General features: G+C 39.0%; 11 protein-coding genes and 1 riboswitch. Of the genes, 4 read left to right on the top strand and 7 right to left on the bottom strand.

Annotated features, from left to right (window positions below):
* Nucleotides 1-5: 5 nt before the first annotated feature.
* Nucleotides 6-1,091, top strand: coding sequence for a tRNA preQ1(34) S-adenosylmethionine ribosyltransferase-isomerase QueA (queA, locus tag EL242_RS06740; RefSeq protein ID WP_126302013.1), 1,086 nt, complete (start codon nt 6-8; stop codon nt 1,089-1,091).
* A 25-nt stretch (nt 1,092-1,116) separates the two neighbouring features.
* Here queA and EL242_RS06735 read toward each other — a convergent pair whose 3' ends face one another.
* The 3 genes from EL242_RS06735 to sstT form a co-directional block, all read right to left on the bottom strand.
* Nucleotides 1,117-1,656 (bottom strand): transposase, encoded by a 540-nt coding sequence (locus EL242_RS06735; RefSeq protein WP_126302012.1) that lies wholly within the window; start codon nt 1,654-1,656, stop codon nt 1,117-1,119.
* An 11-nt stretch (nt 1,657-1,667) separates the two neighbouring features.
* Nucleotides 1,668-3,950: a DNA internalization-related competence protein ComEC/Rec2 gene (locus EL242_RS06730; RefSeq protein WP_126302011.1), complete on the bottom strand. Its 2,283-nt coding sequence runs from the start codon at nt 3,948-3,950 to the stop codon at nt 1,668-1,670.
* 141 nt (nt 3,951-4,091) lie between these two features.
* On the bottom strand, nt 4,092-5,306 hold the full coding sequence (gene sstT, locus EL242_RS06725; RefSeq protein WP_126302010.1) for a serine/threonine transporter SstT: 1,215 nt from the start codon (nt 5,304-5,306) through the stop codon (nt 4,092-4,094).
* 255 nt (nt 5,307-5,561) lie between these two features.
* Between sstT and EL242_RS06720 the strand changes: the two genes are divergently transcribed.
* Entirely contained in the window at nt 5,562-5,924 is a 363-nt protein-coding gene (locus tag EL242_RS06720) for a diacylglycerol kinase (RefSeq protein ID WP_006248602.1), read from the top strand.
* 36 nt (nt 5,925-5,960) lie between these two features.
* Nucleotides 5,961-7,604: a bifunctional UDP-sugar hydrolase/5'-nucleotidase UshA gene (gene ushA, locus EL242_RS06715; protein ID WP_126302009.1), complete on the top strand. Its 1,644-nt coding sequence runs from the start codon at nt 5,961-5,963 to the stop codon at nt 7,602-7,604.
* Nucleotides 7,605-7,809: 205 nt separating this feature from the next.
* Here the strand turns inward: ushA and EL242_RS06710 are convergent, their stop codons facing one another.
* From EL242_RS06710 to ppx, 3 genes are all read right to left on the bottom strand, one after another.
* Complete coding sequence (locus EL242_RS06710; RefSeq protein WP_006248604.1) at nt 7,810-8,679, bottom strand: MurR/RpiR family transcriptional regulator; 870 nt, start codon at nt 8,677-8,679, stop codon at nt 7,810-7,812.
* Nucleotides 8,680-8,688: 9 nt separating this feature from the next.
* The gene (gene nanQ / locus EL242_RS06705) at nt 8,689-9,153 is read right to left on the bottom strand and encodes an N-acetylneuraminate anomerase (RefSeq protein WP_006248605.1); all 465 of its coding nucleotides are present in this window, start codon (nt 9,151-9,153) and stop codon (nt 8,689-8,691) included.
* 246 nt (nt 9,154-9,399) lie between these two features.
* Nucleotides 9,400-10,902 carry an exopolyphosphatase gene (ppx, locus tag EL242_RS06700; protein WP_126302008.1) on the bottom strand — a complete coding sequence of 501 codons (1,503 nt, stop codon included), beginning with the start codon at nt 10,900-10,902 and terminating at the stop codon, nt 9,400-9,402.
* A 195-nt stretch (nt 10,903-11,097) separates the two neighbouring features.
* Here ppx and EL242_RS06695 point away from each other — a divergent pair, with 195 nt between their 5' ends.
* A complete protein-coding gene (locus EL242_RS06695) occupies nt 11,098-11,427 on the top strand; it encodes a DUF496 family protein (protein WP_006252310.1) in 330 nt (109 codons plus the stop codon).
* A 61-nt stretch (nt 11,428-11,488) separates the two neighbouring features.
* On the opposite strand, the gene nagE is transcribed toward EL242_RS06695, so the two are convergent.
* A complete protein-coding gene (gene nagE, locus EL242_RS06690; protein WP_126302007.1) occupies nt 11,489-12,940 on the bottom strand; it encodes an N-acetylglucosamine-specific PTS transporter subunit IIBC in 1,452 nt (483 codons plus the stop codon).
* Between the two features lie 272 nt (nt 12,941-13,212).
* A riboswitch (Lysine riboswitch) is annotated at nt 13,213-13,404 on the top strand.
* Nucleotides 13,405-13,438 lie beyond the last annotated feature (34 nt).

The raw sequence follows: 13,438 nt of genomic DNA, 5'->3' as shown, positions 1-13,438 counted from the left end.
TAACCGTGTTAGTTTCAGATTTTCATTTCAACTTACCCGATGAGCTGATTGCTCGTTACCCGACTGCTGAACGCTCTGCCAGCCGTTTACTACATTTAAACGGAGAAACAGGGGTATTTGCCGACCAACAATTTGTGGATTTATACGACCATATCAACGAAGGTGATCTGTTGATCTTCAATAACACTCGGGTGATCCCGGCTCGTCTTTATGGTCGAAAACCGAGTGGCGGTAAAGTAGAAGCATTAGTAGAACGTGTGTTAGATGAACACCGTTGCTTGGCTCACGTTAAAGCCTCAAAAGCACCGAAAGAAGGGGCTGAATTGATCTTTGGGGAAGATAAGCTAGGTGAAGGAAAAGGCTTTACAGCAACAATGGTAGCTCGCCACGATACTCTATTTGAATTGGAGTTTAACGGAGATCAGCCATTATTTGAATTGCTACAGCAAGCCGGTCATATGCCACTTCCACCTTATATTGACCGCCCTGATGAAGACGCCGACCAAGAGCGTTATCAAACGGTTTACAGCAAAGTGTTAGGTGCAGTTGCAGCCCCTACCGCCGGTTTGCATTTTGATAATGCAATGCTTGAAAAACTAAAAGCAAAAGGAGTCGAAACTGCTTTCGTGACACTACACGTTGGTGCAGGTACTTTCCAGCCGGTACGGGTAGAAACCATTGAAGATCATAAAATGCACGCCGAATATGCCGAAGTGAGCCAAGAAGTCGTTGATAAAATTCTTGCAACGAAAGCTAAAGGAAAACGAGTCATTGCGGTTGGTACGACATCAGTGCGTTCGGTTGAAAGTGCCGCCCAAGCGGCTGAAAAAGACGGGAAATTAATTGCACCGTTCTTTTCTGACACCGCTATTTTCCTTTACCCGGGAAAAACCTTTAAAGTCATTGATGCGTTAGTAACCAATTTCCATTTACCGGAATCCACGCTAATTATGTTAGTCTCGGCGTTCGCCGGCTACAAAAATACGATGAACGCCTACGCCCACGCAGTAGAAGCAAAATACCGTTTTTTCAGCTATGGCGATGCGATGTTTATCAATAAAAACCCAAATGCGTTGAGTGATGTTCCTTAATTTATGAGGGTTATAAGGAACAACATTATGAATAAAAACAATCTTCCACCCATTTTAAGGGATTGTTTTCAATATATTCGATAATTTGGAAGTACGATTTTTCATTACGAATAATGTGTTCATAATAATTCCGTTGCCAAATTTCAGAAATATCGGTATTTTGACGAACCCATTTAGTTACACCAATTTTAAAACCTCTCACAATAGAACCGATTGTTTGTGATGTTCCCCGTAGGGGCGAAACATTTTTCGCCCTTATACATTGGGGCAAATGATGATTTGCCCCTACAGTTTCGACAATTTCAATAATGCCGTGTAAATGATTAGGCATAATTACAAAGCTATGTAAGCTTACGTTTGGGAAATAATGTGGTATATCTTCCCAGCATTGACGTACAATATTCCCAATCTGATTGAGCCTCATTTCATCATCGACAATCTCACCGAGAAAATGGTGTTTATTTTTACAACAAATAGTAATGAAATAGAATCCTTGTGATCGGTAATCATAATGCTTTAGACGAATTGAACGTCTCCTATGAATCTCCGGCTGATATTTCTGCATTTTTTTGTTCCTTAATAAAACTGCTTATACCAAGGGGAGAATGCTCCCCTTGCTTGTTCAATTTCAATAGAATTTGGGTAAAACTTTACCCTTATCATTCCTGTTTCTGCAGTGTTTAATACGCTAATATGCTTTCTATTTAATCGCTCAATAATCTGCTTATTCGGTAATTTCCACGGGTTCCATCTGCCGGCAGAAATTAGTGCAAATGTTGGCTGAGTAGCTGCTAATAAGGTTTCACCGGTGCTACTTTTGCTACCGTGATGCCCAACCTGTAGAAAATCAATTTTGCCGAGCTGATGGGCAAATTGGCGTTCTTGTTCCACGCCGGAATCTCCTGTCAGCAAAATTTGCAAGCGGGCATTTTTGGCTAAAATAACGCAAGAGTCTTGGTTTTTGGCTCGCTCTACAATTTTTGACGGGTACAGTGCCGATAATTGCCATTCGCCAAATTGCCACGCTTTTCCTGCCATACAAGGCTCGGGATTTATATTGTGATACGCCACCTTGCTTGAACTAATTAACCTTGCTTTTGGGTATGCTTGCAATAACTCCACTACCCCACCTGAATGATCGTTATCATCGTGGCTTAGAAAAATCGCTTCAACCTCAACCCCATTACGCTTTAAATACGGCAAAATTTCCATTTTTGCCATTGAGTTGACATCGCCATTCTTCGATTGCCAACTCGATCCCGTGTCATAAATCACCGCTTTGTTCTGCTCATAAATTAATGCCATTGCCAGCCCCTGCCCCACATCAAACATAATCCATTCTGTTTGGGCTTGATTAAAGAGCTTAGGGAGATAAAAACTCAGATTGAACAATAGGGATACCGCTACTGCACTCAACCATTTTTTATAAGCCTGCCGATATAATTTGCAATAAAGTAATGCTAAAACCAATAAATTAAGCGAAAGCAACTGCCATTGCTGCCAATGGCTTAATGCAAACCACGCATTAGAAAATGGGGCTAACAGCCATAAGCTAAATTGAGCAAGATAGTCCGCCAACTGCCACGTTAAAAACAGATTGTCGGTTAATAGCGTAAATAAAATCAGTGGTACAAGCAAAAAGCTATACAGCGGCACAATAATCAGGTTGGCAAGCAATGCAAAAGCAGAAACGCCCTCAAAAAAGTAAAGTTGAACCGGTGAGAAAATCAGCCAAATGCCGATTTGTAAGTGCAAAAGCGATAACCACAAACGGTGGAATTTTGTGATTTTTTTACGATATTCATCGTTTAAAAATCGGCTAAGGGAAAAATATTGATACCATAAAATTAAACTTGCTACCGCTAAAATTGAGAGCCAAAAGCTATCAGACAGCAAGCTCAATGGATCAATTAAAATCAGTAACGCCACTATTCTCGCCCAATATTGCCAAGGGGTGTAGTGTCGCCGTAGGAATTGGCAAAGCAAGACAAACGCAATCGCGAACAATGCTCTGACAGTCGGCACGGCAAAACCGGCTAAATAGCTGTAACCGAATGCAGTGGCGAGCCCCATTACTCTTGCAAAATAAAGGGAAAATCCGACCGCTTGTAATGGTCTAAACTCACTTTTCAAGCAGAGCCATTGGACACCTTTAGCAAGGTAAACACCAAATAACATTGCCAGCCCGATGTGCAAGCCTGAAATCGCAATTAAGTGGGCGGTAGCGGTTTGTTGGAATTGCTCCCAGTGCTCTGTTTTCAGCCACTCCCTTTCGCCGAAAGCTAGAGCCAATAACAAGCCTTGCGTAGGCAAAACGTCCGTTTCAGCTTTTACTTTATTCAGCCAATTTGTACGCAAGGTATAATCAGTTTTAGCTGATGTTTCAACCTGGCGAACTGTTGCAGTCATATTGATATGATTGGCAAAATACCAACGCTGGCGGTCAAAATTACCGATATTGCTACGAGACGAAATGGGACGGAGATTAAGTTCGGCTTGGTAAGCTTGTTCCAGTAATAGAGGTTGTTCCGATTGCCAATTCAAGTAGATATGCTCACCGTTATTAAGTGTCGCAATCGCCGTTTGGTAATCGGTTTGCTTCAGAATTTTACTGATTTCAAATTGAACAGGCGTTTTACTAGCGATTGGTTTTTCTGCATTTTTTGCAACTTGAATGATTTGGATATACCCCACGCAAATCAACACGCCGAGTATAGCCGTTAATTTTGAGCGTAGATAAACACTCAATATCAGCACTAAAGTTCCTATTACTATACCCACAAATAGAAACGCTTTAGGCAACCATAAAATAGGCAGATGAAATAGAATCAGGGCAATACAAAGACGATCTAAAGTCATAATTCGGCTTACTTTTTAAACCTGAGTATGCCGTTTATGCTTAATATTTTCAGAATAAATTTTCAGATTTTCGACACAGATCGCAAAAATACCTGAAAAAATAAAGGCAGACTTTTTAGCCTGCCTTATAAAGAAGAGATATTATGCTGATTTTTGATCTTCAGCGTAACTTACCGCTGCGGTAAATAATACGTCTGTTGAAGAGTTTAATGCGGTTTCAACTGAGTCTTGAATTACCCCAATCACGAAACCTACCCCAATCACTTGTGCTGCAATATCGTTTGGAATATTAAATAAACTACAAGCTAATGGAATCAATAATAATGAACCACCTGCCACACCAGATGCGCCACAAGCACAGATTGATGCAACTACGCTTAATAAAAGTGCTGTTGCAAAATCAGGCTGAATACCTTGTGTATAAGCTGCTGCTAGGGTTAATACGGTAACAGTAATCGCTGCTCCTGCCATATTAATACTTGCACCTAATGGAATAGCTACAGAAGCGATCTCATCACGAACGCCCAAACGCTTGGCTAAATTCATATTTACCGGAATGTTGGCTGCTGAACTGCGGGTAAAGAATGCCGTTACACCACTCTCTCGTAAACAGGTAAATGTAAGTGGGTATGGGTTACGACGAATTTTCCAATAGACTAATAATGGATTTAGTACTAATGCCACAAATAACATTGCGCCAACTAAGACAACTAATAAACGTGCGTAATCTTCAAACGCATCAATACCATTGATGGCAACAGTTTCAGCTACTAAACCAAATACCCCAATAGGCGCAAATGCAATCACAACTTTCACAACAAACGAAACGGCATTAGCTAAATCATTTAAGAATGCTTTTGAAGTTGCCGAACCGTGGCGGAATGCAATCCCTAAACCGATAGACCACGCAAGAATACCGATAAAGTTTGCATTACTTAATGCGACTAATGGATTATCAACTAAGTTAAAAATAACGGTTTTTAGAATTTCACCAATGCCTTGTGGCGGGGTTAAACCGTCTGGGCTTGCAGTAAGCTCTAATGTAGTTGGGAACATAAAGCTTAAAACAACAGCCGTTAATGCCGCAAAAAATGTACCTAATACATAAAGCACCAGAATCGGCTTTAATTTGCTATCTGAACCAACTTCTTTATTTGCAATCGCAGCCAAAACTAATACAAATACTAAAATAGGCGCAATGGCACGTAGTGATTTCACAAAAAATTGACCTAATACACCAACGCTGGTAGCCCATTCTTTATTAATAAATGCCAGCAATACCCCTAGCACTAAACCAATGGCGATACGTAATACTAAATTACCGCCAAGAATTTTTGATGATAATGATTGACTCATAACCCTTCACTTCTGTAAGACAACAAAAAAATAAGGATAAATAAAATTTATCCGCCTGAAAAAATAGGTTTATAAGATTAGCGGAAAATAAACAAATATGGAATAAACAAGCGGTTTATTTTTCAGATTTTTTTACAAAAAAGTGAAGTTTTTTACATTCCATGGCTATCATATTATTTTTTCCTTAGGTTCTTTGAACATCACCATTCTTTCAGTACAATAGTTCTCTAAACTCTTTTATTTTATTTATTTACTATGAAACCAACCAATAAAGCAGATTTTCAACGTGTGATCAATGCAGCTGGCTACTCTATGAAGGGGTTAAAAGCCGCTTATATTAATGAAGCCGCCTTTCGCCAAGAAATTTGGTGCGCTACTATTTTATTCCCTCTAGGGCTTATTCTAGGCGAAACCAATATTGAAAAAGCATTATTAGTAGGCACAGTTTTACTTGTTTTAGTTACAGAACTACTCAATAGTGCGGTTGAATCTGTTGTTGACCGCATTGGGGCTGATTTCCACGAGCTTTCTGGTAGAGCTAAAGATATTGGCTCTGCAGCTGTATTTATGGCGATGGTTTTACTCGCTATAACTTGGATATTAATTTTGTTTTGTTAACTCTATTTTTCAACCAACACTCTTACTGAGGTATTTATGCGCTTAAAAAAAACATTACTTTCGGTAGCACTACTTAGTGCAACATCAGCAATGGCCTACGAGACAGGTAAAACATATCGTTTTACGGTTTTACATACTAACGATATACACGGTCACTTTTGGCAAAGTGATAAAGGCGAATACGGTCTCGCTGCTCAAAAAACATTGGTTGATAATATTCGCAAAGAGGTCGCAGAAAAAGGTGGTTCGGTATTAATGCTGAATGCAGGTGATGCGAATACAGGCGTGCCGGAGTCAGATATGCAAAATGCACGTCCTGATATTGAAGGAATGAATGCGATTGGTTACGATGCAATGGTTCTAGGTAATCACGAATTTGATTACCCACTGCAAATTCTCTCTATGCAAGAAAAATGGGCTAAATTCCCCTTTATTTCGGCCAATGTCATTAATAAAAAAACGGATAAACCCATTGTAAAACCTTACGTGATGTTAGAACGAGGCGGACTAAAAATTGCTGTTATCGGATTAACAACCGAAGATACCGCAAAATTAGGTAATCCAGATGTAACGGAAAATGCCTTTTTCAAAAACCCTATTGAAACAGCAAAAAACACATTAGCTGAAATTAATCAAAAAGAAAAACCCGACGTACGTATCGCTTTAACCCATATGGGTTACTATTTTGACGGTAAACATGGTACTAATGCACCAGGTGATGTAACAATGGCCCGTACCTTAGAAAAAGGAGCGTTCGATTTAATCATTGGCGGTCATACCCACGATACTGTTTGTATTGATGAAAAAGGTCAATTCAAAGCCAAATATACGCCAGGTGAGGAATGTAAACCAGACTTCCAAAACGGTACTTGGATTGTGCAAGCCGGCGAATGGGGCAAATTTGTTGGACGGGCTGATTTTGAGTTTAAAGATGGAAAAACCACCTTGGTAAAATATGAATTAATTCCGGTCAACTTAAAAAAAACCATTAAAAAAGAAGACGGTACTAAAGAATACCAACTTTACCAGCCTGAAATCAAAGCCGATGAAGCAACCTATACCTTATTGAAAAAATATCAAGATGAGGGCGATAAAAAGCTTAATATTGAAGTTGGTCGTGTGAAAGGGTTATTAGACGGCAAACGTGAGCATATTCGCTTCCAACAAACCAATCTCGGTCGTTTAATTGCACAATCGCAAATGGAAAGGGTAAAAGCCGATATCGGGATTATGAACTCCGGCGGTATTCGTACCTCCCTTGAAGAAGGTGTAGTAACTTATAAACATATTCTGACTGTTCAACCTTTCGGTAATATGATTGCAACGGTGGATTTAAAAGGACAAGAATTGTTAGATACCCTCACCACTATTGCTCTGAAAGAAGTTGATACTGGCGCTTATCCTCAATTTGCCGGCATTTCAATGGTAGTCGATCGTACAGCAAAAACTATTTCTGATGTTAAAATCGGTGGCAAACCTTTTGATAAAGAGAAAACTTATAAAGTTTCTCTGCCTGACTATGTTGCGGCTGGTGGCGATGGCTACCCATTACTGAAAAAACACCCTAGCTATGTCAATACAGGCTTTATTGATGCCGAAATGCTGAAAAAATTCTTCGAAGAAAATAAAATTATTGAGGCAGATAAATACGATCCAAAAAACCAGATCATTTTCAAATAGAGCTATAGAAAATGAAACTCACTCTGGCAGTCTCTGCTCAAAAGAGCTGTGGCTGCCAGTAGATTGTTTTCTTACTTTCAAGTGTTATAGGAAATCGATAAAAATCCCTACCAAATTAATTCATCACCATATGATGAAAATTAAAAAACCTCTGGCAATACTTTGCCAAAGGTTTTTGACTTTTATAGGGTAATATCACTGCTTATTAGCCTTTAACACGTTGTTCCAAAATCACATTCAGTGTTTTTTGTTTCTGTTTCAACGCATTTTCGGGTTCGGCTTTAACTAGTAAGGTATAAATTAAATCAAGAACGAAAAGTTGTGACATTTTAGTACCGATAGAATCTCCTTGCATATGCCCCTGTCGATTACCATTAATTAACACATAATTAGCCTCTTCCGTGACGGGGGAGCGTAAATTGTGTGTAATCGCAACCGTTGTAGCTTTATTTGCACGAGAAAAACGTAGTGATTTCACTATTTCTTCAGAATAGCCTGAATGACTAATCCCTATAACTAAATCCCCCTCTTTCACTAATGCCGCCTGCATATACATAAAATGATTATTTGTGACTGCATCGGTTTGTAGCCCAATACGCATTAATTTATGTTTTGCATCTTCTGCGGTTAACCCAGAAGAACCCACTCCAAATAAAAAGATCCGTTTTGCCTTACGTAATTCTTCAACAACTTTTTCCAACACGTTAAAGTCAAGCAAATTAATAGTCTCTTCAATAACGTTATCTAAACTCACTTTGAGCTTCTCAGCAATATCTTTCGATGTATCCGATTCTGAAACATCCGTATCAAGCAATACCCTATTATCTTGATTTTGCGTAGCCAACTCTATTGCAAGCTCTAATTTAAAGTCGGTATAACCTTTAAAACCTAATGTACGACAAAAACGAATAAAAGTTGCTTCACCAACATCTAATTGTTTGGCCACTTCAGATAATGAACATTGGCTTAGCAATTCCGGCTGAGATAAAATAGCAGCAGCTATTTTCTTCTCTGTTTTGGTTAAACTATTTTGTAGCGAGCTAATTGTATTAAGAATTTTTCCCCGACTAGACATAGTAGCCTCCTAAATCAATTCAACAGGTACTTTCACCACCAGCTTTTTCAATGTTTTGTTACCATTCACCGAATTTCCAGGCTTATGCGGTTCATAAGGGAGGAAAATAGCGAACATATTTGGCTTGAGGATCAAGTTATTTTTATCATCAATCTCAGCTGTTAATTGGTAGTCATCTTCATCTCGATATTCATCATACTTAGATAAATCCGGCTGACTTAATCCGTATTCAATCATTTCTTCACCGTCTATTAATAATTGAATATCGATAAATTTTCGGTGTAACTCTGCTTTTTTTCCCTCAGCTGGCGTAGTTTCAAATGACATCACATTCATGCGAATACCATTTTCTAATTCTTGCCAGCCTAATTCCAAATTAACTAAATCTAAACTTTTTAATTTTTTACAAAGGCGAGCGAATACTGGTGGAAGTGATTTTAAATAATCGTCTCTTGATAAATCGGCTAATATCATATAATTCTCCTAAAAATAACTAATCCTAATAATCTGCTCCATACTACTAAAATTTATGAAGATACACTCCAATAAAAGTAGGATAATTCGTAAAATATATAATCTCAATAAGCAAACATCAAAAATGAGAAGTTGATCAAATTTTAAAAAATACTTTTTGCAAAAAATTAGCTAAATTTGACCGCTTGTTCGCAAAAGGGAATGCAATAAACGAAAAAGGAAGCCTTCGCTTCCTTCATTTAAATGTTAAGAGACCGCAAACTGAAGATTTGTACTCGCCAATATTTTTTGCTCTTCTTCTAAATCTATTGAAATCAGTGGATTATTCGCTAAGAAGCCCTGTTCAAAGGTAAGTTGCCAAGCATTATTTTCAATCACCAAATTCAACTGTTTCGGCACTACAGTCGCTTGGCGAGAACGGTTTAATAGCACCGCTAGCCGGAAAACCCGTACCAACGTTAATACATCTCTACATTGGTAACGGTTGATACTACGAATATCCGAGCGTTTGAATCCTTTAAGATGGTATCGCATTAATACCGATAGAAGGGTTTGCTGTTCAAAATCAAATCCCGGTAAATCTCGGTTTGCAATCAAATAAGCAGAATGACGATGCACATTATTGTGGTTTACTACAATGCCGATCTCATGCAATAAGCTTGCCCATTTTAAGATTGAACGCAAATCTTGCACTTGGCGGCGGTTTTTCCAAGTTTTGATTTGGTCAAATAAAATCAACGCCGTATGTTCCACCCTTTTTGCTTGCTGTTTATCTAAATCAAATTGCTCGGCTAACGCCTCTGCGGTACGCTGGCGAATATCCCCAACTTGGAAACTTTTCTCCAAACCATACATTACCCCTTCTCTTAAAGCTCCGTTGGAATAACGTAATACCTCAATTCTAAAGGTGTGAAAAAGTGCTAAAAGAATAGCTAAGCCCGGAACTAGCACGTCTGCTCGTTCATCAAGTAAGCCTCGTAGCTTAATCTCATTTAACGATTTAAACTCTAGGCAAATATCAATAATTTTCTGTAGGCGGCTTTCTGTAATTAAGCCATCACGATAGCCATTGGCAATCAGCACTTGATGAACAGTTTTAATCGTGCCGGAAGAACCTAAAGCATAGTCCCAACCTAACTCTTTGTACTCCCACATTAAATCTTCGATTTTTTCCATTGCAAGCTGATAGGCGCTATCAAAACGCTCAATCGTTAATTCTCCCTGCGGGAAAAAGCGTTTTGCAAAACTCACACAACCCATATGACGACTTTCCGCTCGAATCGGGGTAAAATCATCACCGATAGTCATTTCAGTTGAACCACCGCCAATATCTACCACTAATTTTCTGCCAGTTTCGGGTTGGGTATGGCTAACGCCCGAATAAATCAGCCTCGCCTCTTGTTGTCCGGAAATAATGGAAATAGGGTAAGGAAATACTGCTTTCGCTTGCTCCAGAAAATCTTGGTTATTGATTGCTCTGCGTAAGGTATAAGTGCCAACCACTTTCACATTCTCCGCAGAAAATCCTTCTAAACGCTTGGCAAATAAGGCTAAGCAAGCAATCCCTCTATCAATCGCTTCTTGGCTTAACACTAAATTCTCATCAAGCCCATCTGCCAGCCGTACACGCCGTTTCAAGCGGGAAAGCACTTGAATGGAACCATTTACGATACGGGCTACAATCATATGAAAGCTGTTCGAGCCTAAATCAATAGCTGCAAACTCTCTAGGAGCAATATTTGATGACATAATGAAACCCTGTACCAATAACTGAAATAAGTAAGATATTACCATTTTTGAGCCCTAGATATCACTACAAATTTAGCGTTATTCGCCAGAATTAATTTAAATCATAAAATGTGATAAATTTTTTTGACGAATTGACGGAAAAAGAATAGGATTTACGAGCTTACTTAATTCAACACTACATCAAGGGAGATTGATATGTCTGAAGTGAATAAATCATTCCACGATATGCTGGAATATGTGCATCTTTATCGTCTAAAAAACAAACTACATCGTGAAACTGCGGATAATGATCGCAAAATTCGTGACAATCAGAAACGTGTTCTTTTATTAGATAACCTAACGCAATACATTACCGATGAAATGTCTATCGAGGAAGTTCGAGCCATCATCTCCAATATGCGTGATGACTATGAAAATCGGGTGGATGATTATATGATCCGTAATGCGGAACTTTCCAAACAACGCCGTGAAATCCGCCAAAAAATGGCCTCTCACAAACAAGCACCAACCAATAAAAAAGCATAAAAAGCCAAGCGGTCTAATTTGCAAAAAAATTCGCAAATCAGACCGCTTGTGATTCATACGGTTAATTCAGTTTTTTCATTGCATCTGCCACAAATTCTGCTTCCGGCCCTAAAATCACTTGGTAGCCATTCTCACCTAATTTGATATTGCCTTTTGACCCTAAGGCTTTCAATTTAGCATCATCAGCTTTCGCCGTGTCATTTAAGATTAAGCGTAATCGGGTAATGCAAGCATCAATGCTGGTAATATTCTCTTTACCACCTAATGCTTCAACAAATTTGGCAGCTTGTTCACTACGAGAAACCGCATTCACTGTTTGCACTTCGGTATCATCTTCACGCCCTGGCGTTTTTAAGTTAAAGGCTTGGATCACCACACGGAATAATACATAGTAAATTACCGCGAACACGATACCTTGAGCCAATAACATATACCACTGTATAGCCAGCGGATTTCGTGTCGATAACACTAAATCAACCAAACCTGCACTAAAACCGAAACCGGCAATCCATTCCATTGAGGCAGCAATATAAACAGATAATCCGGTTAATAAAGCGTGAACCACATAAAGCACAGGTGCAACAAACATAAAGGCAAATTCAAGCGGTTCCGTAATGCCGGTGAAGAACGAAGCTAAAGCAGCAGCAAACATAATAGAGGCTACTTGCACTTTCTTAGCCAGTTTCGCACTGTGGTAAATAGCTAATGCTGCCGCAGGTAAGCCAAACATCATCACCGGGAAGAAACCAGCTTGATACATACCTGTTACCCCTATCACTGCTTTGCCCTCAGCCAATGATTTTGCTCCACCTAAGAAGTTTGGAATATCATTAATGCCTGCAACATCAAACCAGAAAACCGAGTTTAATGCATGGTGTAATCCAACCGGAATTAACAAACGATTAAAGAAAGCATAAATACCTGCCCCTAACGCTCCCATATCTTTGATAGATTCCCCAAAAGAGACTAAAGCACCAAAAATAACCGGCCAGACATAGAGTAAGATAAATGACACCACAATCATTACCACTGACACCACAATCGGTACCAATCGTTTACCGCTAAAGAAAGACAATGCTTTCGGTAACTCTACTTGGTAGAAACGGTTATAAATTTCGGCTGAAATAACCCCTACTAAGATCCCGATAAATTGGTTGTTGATTTTACCGAATGCTGCAGACACTTGATCAACTGCAATCCCCTTTAGCTGAGCAACAGCCCCCGGAGACAACAAAGTGGTAATCACTAAGTACCCGACTAAACCGGATAATGCGGCTGCCCCATCTTTTTCTTTTGACATACCAAATGCCACACCCACAGCAAACAGAATAGACATATTATCAATAATTGCCGCCCCAGACTTAATTAGCAATGCCGCTAATTGGCTATTCGCTCCCCAGCCGTCCGGATCAATCCAATAGCCTATACCCATTAATAATGCAGCTGCCGGTAATGCAGCAACCGGCACCATTAATGCACGCCCAATTTTTTGTAAATAGGTTAATGTACTCATAAAAGCCTCCAAAAATACCTCATAATGAGTAACTTAAGCATAGAAAAAAACCGATTAAAGAACAATCAAATAAATTTGGTTTTGTGATCCATTTCAAAATATTTTTTAGGAGTTTTTATTCAATATTAGCAATATGTTCACTTTTTATCGTGATATTTTAAATAATTATCTAAATAGCACTGGATTACCTAAATATTCATTGACAAAACATTAATAAAACGGTATTTCTATGCACACTTTTCAATACTGTTGAAAAAGAGTAATGGGCTTGCCATTACGGGAGAGGTGCAACACTCAGGCAACTTGATTTTAGGCAACTAGGGCCGTTTGAGAATTAAGTGATGGGAGTGATTGCCGAGGTGTGAATTCACTAGACTGGAATTAACATCGGCTGAATAGGTTGAATCCTATCAGCTGTCATTTAATAGGTTATTTTACCATATTAAATGGAGTGCTCTGATTAATTGGTTCAACAATAAAACCGTATAATCTACTCAA

Origin of the sequence: Mannheimia haemolytica (genome assembly GCA_900638155.1) — a bacterium.
In the GTDB taxonomy this organism is placed as follows: Bacteria; Pseudomonadota; Gammaproteobacteria; order Enterobacterales; family Pasteurellaceae; genus Mannheimia; species Mannheimia glucosida.
This window is presented reverse-complemented; position numbering and strand designations above follow the sequence as displayed.